Below are 15,972 nucleotides of genomic sequence, written 5' to 3'. Positions count from 1 at the left end.
GTGCGCAATCCTAACGGCTGTAATATCACTTGGCTAGCAACCATGCGTTGTACCCTGGGCTATGCTTCGCGGCTATATGCCTGTGTTTCTATCGGGTCCTGTTGGCGTCAGCGGTGCGGTCGCTAAAGTCTCAGCGTCTGGCGTGTGTTTTTCCGGCCCCAAGGGTCTAGGCTGCGGGAGTAGCGGATGGTTCAGGCAAGCGATCAGGCTGATTCCGGGCATTCGGCGGCGAAGCCGCTGAGCCTGTTGGTGGCGGCGGTAGGGGTGGTGTACGGCGATATTGGCACCAGTCCCTTGTATACCCTCAAGGAGGTGTTTTCCGGCGACTATGGGGTGCCGGTCAACCATGACGGCGTGCTGGGTATCCTGGCGTTGATCCTCTGGTCGCTGATCTGGGTGGTCTCGATCAAGTACGTGCTGTTCATCCTGCGCGCCGACAACCAGGGCGAGGGTGGCATCATGGCCCTTACCGCGCTGGCACGCCGGGCTTCGGCGCCTTATCCCAAACTGCGTGCGCTGATGGTGGGCTGCGGCCTGATTGGCGCTGCATTGTTTTATGGTGACAGCATGATCACCCCGGCCATTTCGGTGCTGTCGGCGGTGGAGGGCATGCAACTGGCCTTCGACGGTATCGATCACTGGGTGGTGCCAATAGCCTTGGTGGTGCTGGTGGCGTTGTTTCTGATCCAGAAGCACGGTACGGCGCGAATCGGCATTCTGTTCGGGCCGGTGATGGTTGCCTGGTTTGTTGTCCTGGCGGCGCTGGGTGTGCACGGCATTTCCCAGAGCCCTGAGGTGCTCAAGGCGTTCAACCCGGTCTGGGCGGTACGCTTCTTCATTGTTCACCCGGGCATGGGGGTGGCCATTCTCGGTGCTGTGGTTCTGGCCCTGACCGGTGCCGAGGCACTGTATGCCGACATGGGCCACTTCGGGCGCAAGCCAATTGCCCGGGCCTGGTTCGCCCTGGTACTGCCGGCGCTGGTACTGAATTACTTCGGCCAGGGTGCCATGCTGTTGCAGAACCCTGAGGCAGCGCGTAACCCCTTCTACCTGTTGGCTCCCGCCTGGGCGCTGATTCCTTTGGTCGGCCTGGCCACCCTGGCGACAGTGATCGCCTCCCAGGCGGTGATTTCCGGGGCCTTCTCCCTGACGCGCCAGGCGATCCAGCTCGGTTATGTACCGCGCATGCAGATCCAGCACACCTCAAGCCACGAACAGGGGCAGATCTACATCGGCGCGGTGAACTGGGCGCTGATGGTCGGGGTGATCCTCCTGGTGCTGGGTTTCGAGTCGTCCGATGCGCTGGCCTCGGCCTATGGCGTGGCGGTGACCGGGACCATGCTGATGACTACCCTGTTGGTGTCCACGGTCATGCTGCTGCTGTGGAAATGGCCGCCGGTGCTGGCGGTACCGGTATTGCTCGGTTTTCTGTTTGTCGACGGCCTGTTCTTTGCCGCCAACGTACCCAAGGTGGTGCAGGGCGGAGCTTTTCCGGTGCTGGCGGGGATTGCGCTGTTCATGCTGATGACCACATGGAAGCGTGGCAAACAGATCCTCGTCGAGCGTCTGGATGAAGGCAGCCTGCCGCTGCCGCTGTTCATTGGCAGTATTCGTGTGCAGCCACCGCACCGGGTCGAAGGCACGGCAGTGTTCCTGACGGCGCGAGCGGATGCCGTGCCACATGCCTTGTTGCATAACATGTTGCATAACCAGGTGCTGCACAACCAGGTGGTGCTGTTGACGGTGGTCAGCGAGGATACGCCGCGGGTGCCGACGCAGCAGCAGTTCGAAGTAGAAGCCTATGGTGAGGGCTTCTACCGGGTGTTACTGCATTTCGGTTTCATGGATGAGCCCGATGTGCCTGCAGCGCTGAAGCTGTGCCATCTGGAGGGGCTGGACTTCAGTCCGATGCGCACCACCTATTTCCTGAGCCGGGAGACTGTGATTCCTTCGCGCCTGGTGGGGATGGCGCGTTGGCGGGCAATGTTGTTTGCGTTCCTGTTGAAGAATGCCAACGGCACGTTGCGTTTCTTCAACCTGCCGTTGAATCGGGTGATCGAGCTGGGTACGCAAGTCGAGATTTGACCTGCACAGTGGGAGCGGGCTTGCCCTGCGATGCGATGTGGCTGACAACATGCTATCGCGGGGCAAGCCCGCTCCCACTGGCAGACAGTTACTTGCCCAAATCAGTGCTCGGCAACGCTGGTCTTGCCCTGGCGATTTTCGATATCACCGATCAAGCGCTTGGCCAGCGCCGGGTAGTTCTCGTCAAAGTGATGCCCGCCTGGCAGCTTCAGGCGCTCGCCAACCGCGGTGTGGTCGGTGCAGCCACTTTCATCGGCTTCTTCCTCGCCATAGATGCAGATCACCTTCGCGGCCGGCAACTTGGCCATTTCCGGTCCGGTCGGCGCTTCCTTGCCGGCGTTGCCCAGCCAGCCCTCAACTTCGATCTCGAAACTGCCGCTGCGGGCAAAAGCCAGCAGGATGACTGCGTCAACACGTTGCTGGTCTTCAGCGGGAAGACGGTTGTAGATCGCAGGCAAGACGTCTGCGCCGAACGAGTAGCCGGTCAGTACGAAGCGCTTGGTGCCCCATTTCTGACGGTAGTGCTGCATCAGCTCCGACAGGTCAATGGCACTTTGTTCCGGTGTCTTGTGCTGCCAGTAGTAGCGCAGGGTGTCGATGCCGACCACTGGATAGCCAAGCTTGGCCATCTCTCCGGCAACGTCGCGGTCCAGGTCACGCCAGCCGCCGTCGCCGGAGAGGAACAGGGTCACGGTGTCGGTGGTCTGGCCTGCCGGGACCTCGACCACCGGGATGCTCATGGCATTGCCTTCTTCACCCACCAGAGCCTGGGTCAGTTGTGCCTTGAGCACTTGCGGCAGGTGGATGTCGTAATCGCTGATGCTGGTTTCGGCGTTGGCTTGATCGCGTACAAAGGCGGCGCTAGCGTCGTCCGGGTTGTCGTTCCAGGCGACGCTCCAGTGGCCGTGAGCCGCCGACTTGGGCAGCGGTGTGGCGCAGCCCGGGCGTTCAACACTGAAATCTACTGAGATAGCCTGGGCTTTGTCATCGCTTTGGCCAGCCAGCCAGTCCCAGGCTTGCGCGGCACCGGGGCCGATGCCGGCAACCAGGGTTGCCGGGCCTTGCAGTTGTTGCAGGGCCTGTTGCAAGGCGGCTTTTTGCAAGGTGCAGTCGGCTGGCGGCAGGATCACTTGAACCATCTGCGCCTCGCCGCTCTGGCTCAGGTTCAGCAGTTGCTTGTCGGTCAGCGCCTGGTCCGGGAGTACGGCGATGGCCACGCGGGCTTTGGCATGGGTGCCGGGGGTGACCCGGGTCAGGCTGCTGCCATCAAGCTGGGTCAGATGTTCCAGCTGTGGCTCAGGAGCCGGACGGGTCCACAGCCAGAAGCCCAGGGCTGCGACCAGCAAGCCAAGAAGCAGTGTGGCCAGAAGGTGTAACCAATAGCGTCGAATCATCAGCGTTTCACCAATCCAGTCAGGCCGCCGGCGATCAGGGCGGCAGTGTCAGCCAGTGCCACCAGCGGATCGAGTCCGGCAGGCACGGCCATGTAACGGGGTTCCCAGTCAGGCTGGAACTTGTCCTTGAAGCGTCTCAGGCCCTGGAAGTTATAGAGCTGCTCGCCGCGCTGGAACACGATTGAGCCCAGGCGTTGGGTCAGCGGTGCGCCACGGCGCGGCTGCAGTCCGGAAAGAGGCACCATGCCCAGACTGAAGCGGGCGTAGGCCTGGTGCTTATAGTGCTGGATCAGACCGATCATCATGAACTCCATGGTCAGCTTCGGCGCCTGTGGATGGGCGCGCATCAGGTCGAGGCTGGCCAGTTCGCGGCTGTGGGTTTCCAGCAAGTTGGCAAAGGCTACCGGGCGTCCCTCGAAGCGGATCAGGGCAATCCGGAAATGTTGCAGGTATTCTGGGCTGAATCGGCCTAGAGAAAAGCCTTTCTCGCGCACGTTCTTGCCGCTCAGCCAGGCGTCGGAGATAACCTTCAGCTCCTCAAGCGGGGCTTGCCCCGGTTCATGTACTTCCAGGCTCAAGCCGTCGCGACCACCGCGGTTCCAGGTGTAGCGCAGGTCTTTCATCTCCTTGCCCTTGGCATCCAGGTCAAAGCGTTTGAGATCGACCCGCGCCTCTTCGCCGAGCTTGATCGCGGTCAGGCCGATGTCCATATAGAACGGCAGGTTCTCGGCACGCACCTGGTAGAACACCGGGCGGGCATGGTGCACGTCACACAAGTCGCGGAACTGCCAGATCATTTCGGCACGTTTGTGCGCCGGGCCGATCGGATCGTACAGGGCGACCAGGCTGCGGCCTCGGTGAGCGTACATAAGGAAGGCATCGTCATCGGGGTGGAACAGCAGCGCCTTGTCCCCGGTCAGCGCCAGGCCGCCGTCGGGTTGATCCGAGGCTTGCAGAATGCGGTTGGCGCGTTGCAGCTCTTCGGTGTTTGGCAGGTGAATCACCGGGCGCGCGGTACGCAGCAACCAGGTCAGGGCGACCGCTACCAGCAGTACCGCGCTGCCCAGGGCCGAGCGCAGGCCGCGCGGGGCGTCGGCGTCCAGGGTGAATTGCCACCACAATTGATGGCTATAGGGCACGTCCTGATAAGCGAACAGCAACAGCCAGATCGACGCGCCAATGACGCAAGCGCTGGCTGCCAGATAGACCGGTGAGAAGGGCAGCTCCAGCAAGCGGCTGGGGCGGTAGAAGGAGCGCCGGAACAGTGCCAGCAGGCAGGCGGTGAAGGTCAGGATACTGGCCTCTTCCCAGTCAAAGCCCTTGAGCAGCGAGAGCAGGGCGCCGACCAGCAGCAGGATGGTGGTCAGCATCCAGGCGGCGGACAGGCGACGGCGCAGGCCCTGGGCCAGCAGCAGGCACAACACGCCAATCAGGCTGGCGCCGAAATGCGAGGCGTCGATCAGGCGATGGGGAATAAGGAAGCCCAGGTGTTCGAGACGTTCGTCGATTTCCGGGGTGGCGCCGGAAAACAGCAGCACTACACCAGAGAGAAACACCAGTACTGCCAGCACTGGGGCAGCCAGTCCGGATGCTGCCTTGATGGCCTGACGGGTAACCAGATACCGCCGTGCCTCGCTGCTCAGCAACAGGGCGCAGGCCAGAAGTAATGGCAGTACCACGTAGATCAGGCGATAGAGCAGCAGGGCGGCGGCCAGGGGCGCGGCACCAAGTTGATCGGCGAAAGCGGCCAGCAGAATCGCCTCGAACACCCCGACGCCCCCGGGAACATGACTCAGCACTCCCGCAGCCAGGGCCAGCAGGTACACCAGCAGGAATGCGCCGAAGGGCGGTGCTTCAGGCAATAGCAGGTACAGCACCGTCGCCGCGGCGGCAACATCCAGGGCGGTGATCAGCAATTGCAGGAAGGTCAGGCGTGCGCCGGGCAGGCGCAGGGTGCGGCGGCCGATGCGCACCAGCAGGTTGTCTACCTGCGGCTGCTCCGGCAGACGACGACGGTACAGGCCGTAGGCCAGCAGCGCAGCCAGGCCCAGCACAGCCAGTGCAATACCGGCCAGCAGTGCTTGTGGAAGATGCAAGGCTGCCGCTGCTGCTGGCAGATTGCTCAGGGTTGCCAGGGCTGCCAGCGGCGGTAGCGCACAACCGAGCGAGAGGCTGGCGAACAGGGTCATGCGCGCGACTTCAGCGGCACCAATACCCTGGCGGGCATACAGTCGGTAACGCACCGATCCGCCGGAGAGCAGTGACAGGCCGATGGCGTTGCCTATGGCGAAGGCGCTGAAACCACCCATGACCAAGGTCCGCGGCGGCAGTTGAACGCCGGCATAGCGACTGGCAGACCACTCGTAACCCAAAAGGATGATGAACCCTGCAATCGTTGCCATGAATGCTCCGGCCAGGGCCGTGGGTGGCACGCTGAGCAGCGAATCATGCAGGGCATAGATGTCCAGCTCGCTGAGCAGATGACGGCAAGCGATCAGGGCGATGGTGAACAACAGCAAGGTCACCGCCAGGCCAATTGGCTGGCGATAACGGCTCAAGCGGTCAAGCCAGCGTAAATGCTGGGCGGCGTTGGGCAGCGCAGAGGTGACAGGTGCTTGTGTTTCGGGTGTCTGGCTATGCATCAAGCACCTCGTGGGGGGTGCACGCCAGGAGGAGCGTATCCAGCCAAGGTACCAATCCCTATGGAAAGTAGTGGCGACTATGATCGGGCCACTGCCTGTCCAGAGGATAGTTAAAGAATATTTATATTGCCGCGCGGGCGTGGGGAGGGGGCTGAATCGCAGATGCAAAAAAGGCCACTTTTTTCAAAGTGGCCTTTTCTGTTGTTTGGTTGCGGGAGCCGGATTTGAACCGACGACCTTCGGGTTATGAGCCCGACGAGCTACCAGACTGCTCCATCCCGCGTCTGTGGGGCGGATTCTACAGCGTTTGGACCAGCTGTCAACGCTTAATTGTTGATTTACAATAAATTTATGCCCGAGCACTTTCTTCAGGCAAAGAAAAAGGCCACTCCGAAGAGTGGCCTTTCCTGAATCTGGTTGCGGGAGCCGGATTTGAACCGACGACCTTCGGGTTATGAGCCCGACGAGCTACCAGGCTGCTCCATCCCGCGCCTGTGAGATGAATTCTACAGTTATGCGCCGGGGTGTCAAGCGCTCATTTCAAGAAATCCTTTTTTGTTCAAATGCTTAGCGCTCTCTTTTAGTACTGCAAGGCAGCTGTGCTGGGGCTTGTAGGGTATGAGTGTGTATGTTTATCCAGTGCCTGTGGTGCGTATGGCGCAGTGGAATGAGATACTGCCTACACGATTGTTCACCTGTAGCTACGGTTGCCGATGTCCCAGCGCAAGATCATCCATATTGATTGCGATTGCTTTTACGCCGCTATTGAAATGCGTGACGACCCGCGTCTGGCCGGGCGGCCGCTGGCTGTCGGTGGCTCGGCTGAGCGCCGCGGGGTCATCGCCACCTGTAACTACGAGGCGCGGGCCTATGGTGTGCGTTCGGCAATGTCGTCCCGGCATGCTCTCAATCTGTGCCCTGATCTGCTGATCGTAAAGCCGCGCATGGATGCCTATAAAGAAGCATCCAGGGAAATACACACGATCTTTCGCGACTACACCGATCTGATCGAGCCCTTGTCGCTGGACGAAGCCTACCTGGATGTCTCGGACAGCTCCTGGTTTGCCGGTAGCGCAACGCGGATTGCCGCGGATATTCGCCGCCGGGTCGCCCAGCAACTGCACATCACCGTGTCGGCCGGGGTGGCGCCGAACAAGTTCCTGGCCAAGATCGCCAGTGATTGGCGCAAGCCCAACGGCTTGTTTGTGATCACGCCCAACGAAGTCGAAGCGTTTGTTGCTGCGCTGCCGGTCAGCAAATTGCACGGCGTGGGCAAGGTGACTGCGGACAAGCTCGGCCGCCTGGGCATCACTAACTGCCTGGAGCTGCGCGACTGGAGTCGCCTGGCGCTGGCCCGCGAGTTCGGCAGTTTTGGCGAGCGTCTGTGGGGGCTGGCGCGGGGTATCGATGATCGTGCGGTGCACAACGACAGTCGTCGTCAATCAGTCAGTGTCGAAAACACCTACGACACGGATCTCCCCGATCTGGCCAGCTGCCTGGAGAAACTGCCGGAACTTTTGGAGACCCTGGCCGGACGCATGGCGCGTATCGATGACAGTTACCGGCCGGGCAAACCCTTCGTCAAAGTGAAGTTCCACGATTTTACCCAGACCACCCTGGAGCAGGCCGGTGCCGGGCGTGACTTGGGCAGTTATCAGCAATTGCTCAGCCAGGCCTTCGCCCGTGGCGGCAAACCGGTGAGGCTGCTGGGTATCGGCGTGCGCTTGCAGGATTTGCGCGCGGGCCATGAGCAGCTGGAGCTGTTTAGTCGCGACTGAGGGTGAATGCAATCGCGGGGCAAGCCCGCTCCCACAGGACTTTCATCATCCCGGTGGGAGCGGGCTTGCCCCGCGATAGATCAATGCACGCCAGGGTCGGCGACCAGACGGCCGGCATCCTTGGTCAGTGACTGGAGAAACTCCTGTTGCAGCTCAGGATCGTTGCGGGTGAGTTCGATCAGGCTCTGCTCCAGCTCGCTGGCTTCTTCTTCCAGGCCCAGTTCAGATAGGCGTTTGACCCGGTGCACCCACTGACTGACTTCATCGTCTTCAAGGTCGTCGAAGATCAGGTCGTGGGCTTCCACCAGCTTGTTGCGCAAGGTGCTGCTGATCAGCAGGCTGGCATCGCCACGGACGTTGTTGTCTTCATCGGCGACCTGCAGGTGCAGGGTGCCGATGTGGGTCAGGTTCTGCTCGGAGAACGGGCTGTCGAGCAGATTCAGCAACAGCACCCCGTTGCGATCGGTAGTCAGCGTATGGTTGACCTTGCCGGCCTTGACCTCAACCGGACGATCGCTCCACGGCAGGCTGGTGTACTCCTGGCGTTTGTCCTTCTGGACCTCGTTGATCCCGGCAAGGTTCTGCTGGGCGCGGCCATTGGACTGGGTGTTCATGAACGGGTTGAGGCCGTCGACACCGTAGCTGAACCAGTCGCGGGTAACACTATCGGGCAGGTTGCCCAGCGCGAAAATATTGACCACGTTGGCACCGACGCCGGCCACTACAGCCACCGCGCCCAGGGGAATCTCGTAGACTTCCCGCCAGGGTTGGTAGGGCGTGTAGCGATCATATCGACGGGTGACTTCGAACTCGGTGACTTCGAAGTTCTTCTGTTCGTGAATGCGCACACGCCGCTGGGGCAGTTCGAGTACCTTCGGGTCCCCGACATCGATCTGCAGGCTGTGTTCGAGCAGCTTGCGCTCGATGCGTTCCTCATGCTCGCTGCGCTGGGACATCTGGTTGGCGCAACCGCTGAGCAACAGGGCGCCGCTCAGTGCGGCGCCCCCCAGGGTAAAGGTACTTCGCTTGAACATGATTACTCTTGCGTTGGCTTAGCGGCGGATGCGGGCTTGCAGGAACGACAGCACCTCGGCCACTGGCAGCGGTTGCGCGTCACGTTCGGTGCGGTGCTTGTATTCCAGGTTGCCATCGGCCAGGCCGCGGTCGCTGACCACAATGCGGTGCGGAATGCCGATCAGTTCCATGTCGGCAAACTTGATCCCCGGGCTGGTCTTTTTGTCGCGGTCGTCCAGCAGCACGTCGAAACCGGCGGCGGTCAGTTCGGCGTAGAGCTTGTCGGTGGCTTCGCGAACCTGTTCGGTTTCGTAGCGCAGCGGTACCAGGGCGACCTGGAACGGGGCCAGGGTGTCGCTCCAGATGATGCCGTTTTCGTCGTAGTTCTGCTCGATAGCCGCAGCCACCACGCGGGACACGCCGATACCGTAGCAACCCATGCTCAGGGTCACCGGCTTGCCGTTTTCGCCCAGTACCTGGCACTTGAGTGCTTCGCTGTACTTGGTGCCGAGCTGGAAGATGTGCCCGACTTCGATGCCGCGCTTGATCACCAGGGTACCCTGGCCATCCGGGCTTGGGTCGCCCTCGACGACGTTACGCAGGTCGGCCACTTGTGGAACGGGCAGGTCACGCTCCCAGTTGACGCCGAAATAGTGCTTGTCGTCGATGTTGGCACCCACGCCGAAGTCGCTCATCAGCGCAACCGAACGGTCGATGATGCATGGCAGCGGCAGGTTCAGCGGGCCGAGCGAGCCTGCGCCAGCGCCGATGGCGTCACGCAGTTCTTCGTCGCTGGCCATGACCAGCGGGCTGGCGACTTCCGGCAGGTTGGCGGCCTTGATTTCGTTCAGTTCGTGATCGCCACGGACGATCAGGGCAATCAGCTTGCCTTCTTCGGCCGCGTGGACGATCAGGGTCTTGACGGTCTTTTCGATCGCCAGGCCGTAGTTTTCCACCAGTTGCGCGATGGTCTTGGCGTCCGGGGTATCGACCAGGCGCAACTCTTCGCTTGGCGCAAGGCGCACGGTTTCCCGTGGAATGGCCTCGGCCTTCTCGATGTTGGCGGCGTAGTCGGAGCTGTCGCTGAAGATCACATCGTCTTCACCGGACTCGGCCAGTACATGGAATTCGTGGGAGTAGCTACCGCCGATCGAGCCGGTGTCGGCTTGCACAGGACGGAAGTCCAGGCCCAGGCGGGTAAAGATGTTGCTGTAGGCCAGGTGCATGCGGTCGTAGGTATCCTGCAGGGAAGCCTGGTCGGCATGGAAGGAGTAAGCGTCCTTCATGATGAATTCGCGGCCACGCATCAGGCCGAAGCGCGGACGGATTTCGTCACGGAACTTGGTCTGGATCTGGTACATGTTCAATGGCAGCTGTTTATAGCTGTTGAGTTCGTTGCGGGCCAGGTCGGTGATCACTTCTTCATGGGTCGGGCCCACGCAGAAATCGCGACCGTGACGGTCTTTCAGACGCAGCAGCTCAGGGCCGTACTGTTCCCAGCGGCCGGATTCCTGCCACAGCTCTGCAGGCTGGATGCTTGGCATCAGCACTTCGAGGGCGCCAGCGGCGTTCATTTCCTCGCGGACCACGGTCTCAACCTTGCGCATTACCCGAAGGCCCATCGGCAGCCAGGTATAAAGGCCGGATGCGAGCTTGCGGATCATGCCGGCACGCAGCATGAGCTGGTGGCTGATGACGACCGCGTCGGAAGGGGTTTCTTTCTGGGTAGCGAGCAAATATTGACTGGTGCGCATGGTAGGCCGTTGTCGGTTGCTTAAGACTTTAAATGACCCCGCATTGTACGGGGGCGATTCGGTGGCGTACAGGATGCCGGAGCACGAAGGCGTTGTCAGCCCGAATCGAGACAAGAAAAAGCCCGGCAATGCCGGGCTTTTTCGTACTGGGGATACTGAAAGCCCGGGGCTTACAGGATGCTCAGCGGGTACTCGACGATCAGACGCAGTTCGTCCAGCGAGGACGAACCGTAGTAAACGCCGTCGGCGGAACGGTAGGTGGCCTGACGCACGCGGAAGCTCAGGTCCTTGGCAGGGCCTTCTTGCAGGACGTACTTGGCTTCGATGTCGCGTTCCCACTCTTTACCGTTGGTGGTGCCTTCGACGTTGGCACCTTCACCGGTCACGTAACGGGTCATGAAACTCAGGCCTGGTACGCCGTAGCTGGCCATGTTCAGGTCGTAGCGAGCCTGCCAGGAGCGCTCGTCTTCGGCGTTGAAGTCGGAACGGGCTACGGAGTTGGCCAGGAAGATCGTGCCGCCACCGTCAATGCCATAGCCGTAGTCGCCTTCACCGGTTATACGCTGGTGAGCCAGGGTGAAGGTGTGGGCGCCAATGTTGTAGGCCGCCGACAGGCTGAATGCCTGGTTGTCCAGCTTGTCGCCGTCATAGGCGGTATACAGGGCAGCGCCGTCGCTCTTGGTGTCATAGAAGTTGACATCGAACACCAGGCCTTGGTCATCATTGATTGGCAGCGCCCAGTTGACGTTGGCGTAGTACTTGCGCCAGTAATCTTCAACTTTGGAGTAGTAGAGGCTGGCGCTCAGGTTGTCGGTGAAGGAGTAGCTACCACCGAGAACGTCGGCACTGGTCAGGCCAGGGCCCTTGATGCCTGTCTGGCGATCCTTGCCACCGATACTGTCGTGATACGACTGCGATTGAGCGTTGAGCGCGGTGAAGTGACCGGCGTTCAGCTCCAGGCCGTTGATTTCCTTGCTGGTGAGCAGGAAGCCTTCAATGGTTTCTGGCAGCAGGCGGCTGTCGTCGGTGGCCAGAACCGGCAGGGCGGTGAACTGGGTGCCGTACTTGAGGACGGTGTCAGAGATGCGCATTTTGACTGCGCCGCCGCCTTCAGAGAAGGAGTCTTCGGAGCGACCGTCAGATCCAGTAGGGAACTGACCGGTACCGGCACGGCCCTTGCCGCTGTCCAGTTTGATCCCGAGCATGCCGATGGCGTCAACACCGAAGCCTACAGCGCCTTGGGTAAAGCCGGACTCGTAGGTGCCGAGAAAGCCCAGGCCGGTTTCTTCGGAGCGTCGTGGGCTACCATCTGTCGGAGCCGTGCTGTTGCGTGGGTCACGGCTGAAATACAGCATGCGGGTTTTGACGTTCAGCGAGCTGTCTTCAACAAAGCCCTTGGATTCACTTTGCGAAGAGGCGAATGCCATTTGCGAGGTGCCTGCTGCAACAGCCAGGGCGATTATGCTCCACTTCATCACGCGCATCGTGATTTGCTCCTTTGGTTTTTAGGAAGAGTACTGCCGTCGCCCATTGATTTTTTTATGTGGCGCGGCTCTTTCTTTTTGTGTCGGCGGAAATGTATATCACGCAGACTGTAGTTGGCGATATGGGGGCAAAGAACCTTTCGGTAACTTTACGGTCATGTCGCTAACGGTTAAGTCCCTGTCGCAAATCACGTCCCGATTTTACGGGGCGTACAACGCCAGCGCTGTTCCGGACGGCTTAAGGATAGGTAAAAACAATCTAGCCCCCCGGCCCCGGTACTCCCTGGTTTACCCATGCAACTGTTGTTATTTGTCGCGCTTCACCGCATCACTGCAGCTGTCGTGCCGACTGTGGCGGATGAGAATGCAACAAGCGTGCTCAAAAGCGCGAGTGGTTCACAAAAATTTCACATCCTCCCGTGAGAGGGCCGCCAAGTGCCGTAAATCCGGGGGGCTAAGATCGAAAGATTCGTTTGCGTGGGTTGTTCTGGAATAAGGGAAAAACTGTCCTTTAAGTCAAAGCGTTACCGTGGAAACGCTGTGCTGGGTAGTTTGCGGATACTTTGGGTGCCAGGCGCATGAGGCAAGCCTCATTTTGGTGCGAAAAGTAGCGTTTCCGGGGGCGGCGGGCTGTTACCGGTACGTCTGTCGAAAGCTGGAGGGAGAAAAGCGGCCAAACCGGTGCGTTTCCACTTTTTACTGGCTACCTGGCAATGCTCCGCTACGCGAACAGGGGTATCCTGCAGCATTCGGTCTGTGGCGCGGGGTTGGCTGTGCATGGGCCAGGTATTAAACAGTTGTAGGAGATACCCTGTGTTTGATCTGGATCCACGTCTTCAAGAAGACACCTATGTGCTTGGGGACTTTCCTCTTTGTCGGCTGTTGCTGAGCAAGGACGCCAACTATCCCTGGTTTATTCTGGTGCCGCGTCGTGCTGATATCAGTGAATTGTTTCAACTGGATGACAGTGATCAGGCGCAACTCTGGAAAGAAACCACAGCCTTGGCCGAAAACCTCAAGGACAGTTTTGCTGCCGATAAAATGAATGTCGCCACACTGGGCAATGTCGTCAGTCAACTTCATATGCATGTCATCGTGCGGCGACGTAACGACCCGGCCTGGCCTGCTCCTGTCTGGGGAAACAAACCGGCAACTACTTATAGCGCCGAGCAGCTTGCCGATGTTCGCAAGCGTCTGGCGACAGTGCTCGATGACAACTTCACATTCGCCGAGGTGTGAGAAATGACACTTGAAGCGCGGGTAACCGAGCTGGAAAGCCGTGTGGCCTTCCAGGACGATACAATCCAGGCCCTTAATGATGTGCTGGTCGAGCAGCAGCGGGTGGTTGAGCGCCTGCAGTTGCAGATGGCGGCACTGCTCAAGCGTTACGAGGAAATGGTCGGCCAATACCAGAGCAGTGAAGAAGAGGCCCCGCCACCGCATTATTGAACGCTAGCGTTCAGGCATAAAAAAACCGCGGTCGCCCAGGCGCCGCGGTTTTTTATTTGTCACGGGATCAGCGCCGTGGGGCGGCGATCACGTCTTCGGCTTGCAGGCCTTTGTCGCGATTCATCACCGAGAACTCCACACGCTGGCCTTCGACCAGGACACGGTGACCTTCGCCGCGAATAGCGCGGAAGTGGACAAAAATGTCATCTCCCGAATCGCGGGAGATGAAGCCAAAGCCCTTGGACGTGTTGAACCACTTGACCGTACCGGTATCGCGGTTGCTCATGTCGTACTGGGTGTGCTGGCTGCGCGCGCTGGTGCTTTTGAGGAAGCCGGCGATCAAGTGCAGCGCAACGGCCAGCAGGGTGACGCTCAGCGCTGGCAGATTGCCTAGTTCCGGGCGGGCCAGCAGGGTCAGGGTTTGCAGCACCACGGCCAGTACCAGCAAAACACTGGCCAGGCGCTGGACGTGCAGGCGTGCGCCTTTGTAGTGCTGGGGGACCACGGGAGCGAGAAGCAGGTTGAGCAGGCCGAACAGTGCCAGGTAAATGGCCTCCGGTTGCTGCAGCAGGGGCACTGCATCGGTTCTTAGACTGGGTATGAAGGACAGCAGCAAAGCTGCAGCGCCCGTCAACAGGTGGACGATCTTGAACATGTTGGTTGGCTCACATTGATAAGGCATATCACAGGAAGAGCTGACATCACGGCGCGCATTGGCTTGAAAAACGCAAAAACGTGAGAAAAGGCCAGCCTATGCGCCCCTGCACTGACAATCGTCAGGGGCGGCACGCCGCCTATTTAACAGCAAAGCCCAAGGCTTCTCAAATCATCGGCAAACCGTGTGTCGCCTGCTCCGGGCCAGAACCGTCGGCGCCTGCAGCGCCGTGTCGCAGGTGCAGCACTGCAGGCAGTGACAAGTCTTGGTACAGTGGGGTGTACCTGCTTGATCATCAAACATCATGGAAAGGGGAATCGCATGGCTATTGATATCGGTATCAGCGAAGAAGACCGCAAGTCCATTGTCGATGGGTTGTCGCGGCTCTTGTCGGATACTTATGTACTCTATCTGAAGACCCATAACTTCCACTGGAACGTGACCGGCCCGGCCTTTCGCACATTGCACTTGATGTTTGAAGAGCAATATAACGAACTGGCCCTGGCCGTGGACTCCATTGCTGAACGCATCCGTGCCCTGGGTTTTCCGGCGCCCGGTGCTTATTCGATCTACGCCCGTTTGTCTTCGATCAAGGAAGAAGAGGGCGTGCCGCCTGCCGAGGAAATGATCAAACAGCTGGTGGAAGGGCAGGAGGCCGTGACCCGCACGGCGCGCAGCATTTTCCCGCTGCTCGATAAAGTCAGCGACGAGCCGACTGCAGACCTGCTCACCCAGCGCATGCAAGTGCACGAAAAGACTGCCTGGATGTTGCGCTCGTTGCTGGAAGGTTAATAGTCCGGCAGGGCAGTAAGTGCTTAGGCATAGATGCCCGGATCTCTCATGGGGCCGGGCATTGATCGTTAATAAGGAAGGCGTTCTATCGTGATGCGATCCATGTTGTCTTGCCGAGCAATCCTACAGCGAGAGTAAGCCGGTCTGCTGGAAGCAAACCGCACCACAGCGCTTTATTAGGGTATGTCTCTGAGTGAAAACCATTGCTCAGGGTTATTTCCCTGTTAGTCAGATCGCGTGGTGCTTGTATGTCTTCATGGATGAATCGCGCAGGGCGTGGGGCGGGCGGGCCGGGCAAGGAAGGGGTCGATCCGTTCGAGGCGAACTTCAATATGGGCCTGGCCCAGCCGCTGTCCCGCTCGGTGCGCTTGAATGGATTTGCCACTTGTCTGCGACTGGAAGAGGTCTATTGGCGAATTCTTGAGCGGATCGCCGAGGTCAACCAGTGTTCGGTCAACGCCGTGCTGTCCTACGTGGACCGCGAGGTACACCTGCGTTATGGCGGGGTGAAAAATTTCAGTGGCCTGATCCGGGTGGTCTGTGTGGTCTTTCTGCTGGGCACGCAGGTGACACGCTAGTCGGTTGCCGGGCTGCACAGCACTCCTTAACCATATATAATCCCGCTCTTTACTGCCTGAACCAGCCTGCGCTGTGGTTAACGAGACACGCCTATGCCCCTGTACGACTATCAATGTGCTTCCTGTGATCACCAGATGGAAGTCCTCCAGAAGATCAGCGCCGACCCGCTGACCGATTGCCCGGCGTGTCAGAAGCCCGAGCTGAAGAAGCTGATTTCTGCCCCGGGGTTCCGCTTGGGCGGTACAGGCTGGTATGAAACCGACTTCAAGACCGGCGCGAAAAAGAACCTTGCAGGCGGCGACAAGGCCGACTGAGTTGAATTGCACCGGCAGGGTCTTGCACTATT

General features: G+C 59.8%; 13 protein-coding genes and 2 tRNA genes. 7 read left to right on the top strand and 8 right to left on the bottom strand.

Going from position 1 to position 15,972, the window contains the following annotated elements; all coding sequences use genetic code 11:
• Positions 1 to 186 precede the first annotated feature (186 nt).
• On the top strand, positions 187 to 2,085 hold the full coding sequence (locus PSAKL28_RS20360; RefSeq protein ID WP_038613900.1) for a potassium transporter Kup: 1,899 nt from the start codon (positions 187 to 189) through the stop codon (positions 2,083 to 2,085).
• 101 nt (positions 2,086 to 2,186) lie between these two features.
• Here PSAKL28_RS20360 and PSAKL28_RS20355 read toward each other — a convergent pair whose 3' ends face one another.
• The 4 genes from PSAKL28_RS20355 to PSAKL28_RS20340 form a co-directional block, all read right to left on the bottom strand.
• Positions 2,187 to 3,479 carry a virulence factor family protein gene (locus PSAKL28_RS20355; protein WP_038613898.1) on the bottom strand — a complete coding sequence of 431 codons (1,293 nt, stop codon included), beginning with the start codon at positions 3,477 to 3,479 and terminating at the stop codon, positions 2,187 to 2,189.
• The gene (mprF, locus tag PSAKL28_RS20350) at positions 3,479 to 6,121 is read right to left on the bottom strand and encodes a bifunctional lysylphosphatidylglycerol flippase/synthetase MprF (protein ID WP_038613897.1); all 2,643 of its coding nucleotides are present in this window, start codon (positions 6,119 to 6,121) and stop codon (positions 3,479 to 3,481) included. The genes PSAKL28_RS20355 and mprF overlap by 1 nt, the downstream gene beginning before the upstream one ends.
• 206 nt (positions 6,122 to 6,327) lie before the next feature.
• A tRNA-Met gene (locus PSAKL28_RS20345) sits at positions 6,328 to 6,404 on the bottom strand.
• Positions 6,405 to 6,535: 131 nt separating this feature from the next.
• Positions 6,536 to 6,612: transfer RNA gene (locus tag PSAKL28_RS20340), tRNA-Met, on the bottom strand.
• Between the two features lie 222 nt (positions 6,613 to 6,834).
• Between PSAKL28_RS20340 and dinB the strand changes: the two genes are divergently transcribed.
• Positions 6,835 to 7,899: a DNA polymerase IV gene (gene dinB, locus PSAKL28_RS20335; RefSeq protein ID WP_038613895.1), complete on the top strand. Its 1,065-nt coding sequence runs from the start codon at positions 6,835 to 6,837 to the stop codon at positions 7,897 to 7,899.
• An 80-nt stretch (positions 7,900 to 7,979) separates the two neighbouring features.
• Here dinB and PSAKL28_RS20330 read toward each other — a convergent pair whose 3' ends face one another.
• The 3 genes from PSAKL28_RS20330 to PSAKL28_RS20320 all read right to left on the bottom strand — a co-directional run bounded on the left by PSAKL28_RS20330 (position 7,980) and on the right by PSAKL28_RS20320 (position 12,151).
• On the bottom strand, positions 7,980 to 8,933 hold the full coding sequence (locus tag PSAKL28_RS20330) for a lipoprotein (protein ID WP_038613893.1): 954 nt from the start codon (positions 8,931 to 8,933) through the stop codon (positions 7,980 to 7,982).
• 18 nt (positions 8,934 to 8,951) lie between these two features.
• Positions 8,952 to 10,667, bottom strand: a complete 1,716-nt coding sequence (locus tag PSAKL28_RS20325; RefSeq protein ID WP_038613890.1) for a proline--tRNA ligase — start codon at positions 10,665 to 10,667, stop codon at positions 8,952 to 8,954.
• A gap of 170 nt (positions 10,668 to 10,837) precedes the next feature.
• Positions 10,838 to 12,151: an OprD family porin gene (locus PSAKL28_RS20320; RefSeq protein WP_038613888.1), complete on the bottom strand. Its 1,314-nt coding sequence runs from the start codon at positions 12,149 to 12,151 to the stop codon at positions 10,838 to 10,840.
• 813 nt (positions 12,152 to 12,964) lie between these two features.
• On the opposite strand from PSAKL28_RS20320, the gene PSAKL28_RS20315 reads away from it, so the two are divergent.
• Both PSAKL28_RS20315 and PSAKL28_RS20310 read left to right on the top strand, forming a co-directional pair.
• The gene (locus PSAKL28_RS20315; RefSeq protein ID WP_038613886.1) at positions 12,965 to 13,390 is read left to right on the top strand and encodes an HIT family protein; all 426 of its coding nucleotides are present in this window, start codon (positions 12,965 to 12,967) and stop codon (positions 13,388 to 13,390) included.
• Between the two features lie 3 nt (positions 13,391 to 13,393).
• Positions 13,394 to 13,600 (top strand): SlyX family protein, encoded by a 207-nt coding sequence (locus PSAKL28_RS20310; protein ID WP_038613883.1) that lies wholly within the window; start codon positions 13,394 to 13,396, stop codon positions 13,598 to 13,600.
• A gap of 67 nt (positions 13,601 to 13,667) precedes the next feature.
• Here the strand turns inward: PSAKL28_RS20310 and PSAKL28_RS28425 are convergent, their stop codons facing one another.
• Complete coding sequence (locus tag PSAKL28_RS28425) at positions 13,668 to 14,255, bottom strand: cold-shock protein (protein WP_038613880.1); 588 nt, start codon at positions 14,253 to 14,255, stop codon at positions 13,668 to 13,670.
• A 321-nt stretch (positions 14,256 to 14,576) separates the two neighbouring features.
• On the opposite strand from PSAKL28_RS28425, the gene PSAKL28_RS20300 reads away from it, so the two are divergent.
• The 3 genes from PSAKL28_RS20300 to PSAKL28_RS20290 all read left to right on the top strand — a co-directional run bounded on the left by PSAKL28_RS20300 (position 14,577) and on the right by PSAKL28_RS20290 (position 15,940).
• Complete coding sequence (locus PSAKL28_RS20300) at positions 14,577 to 15,047, top strand: Dps family protein (protein WP_038613877.1); 471 nt, start codon at positions 14,577 to 14,579, stop codon at positions 15,045 to 15,047.
• A 260-nt stretch (positions 15,048 to 15,307) separates the two neighbouring features.
• Positions 15,308 to 15,625 carry a ribbon-helix-helix domain-containing protein gene (locus tag PSAKL28_RS20295; RefSeq protein ID WP_038613875.1) on the top strand — a complete coding sequence of 106 codons (318 nt, stop codon included), beginning with the start codon at positions 15,308 to 15,310 and terminating at the stop codon, positions 15,623 to 15,625.
• 93 nt (positions 15,626 to 15,718) lie between these two features.
• Positions 15,719 to 15,940, top strand: coding sequence for an FmdB family zinc ribbon protein (locus PSAKL28_RS20290; protein WP_038613872.1), 222 nt, complete (start codon positions 15,719 to 15,721; stop codon positions 15,938 to 15,940).
• Positions 15,941 to 15,972: the final 32 nt, after the last annotated feature.

Origin of the sequence: Pseudomonas alkylphenolica, assembly GCF_000746525.1 — a bacterium.
Taxonomy (GTDB): Bacteria; Pseudomonadota; Gammaproteobacteria; order Pseudomonadales; family Pseudomonadaceae; genus Aquipseudomonas; species Aquipseudomonas alkylphenolica.
The sequence above is the reverse complement of the archived record's forward strand: the minus strand, read 5'-3'. Positions and strand labels throughout refer to the sequence as shown.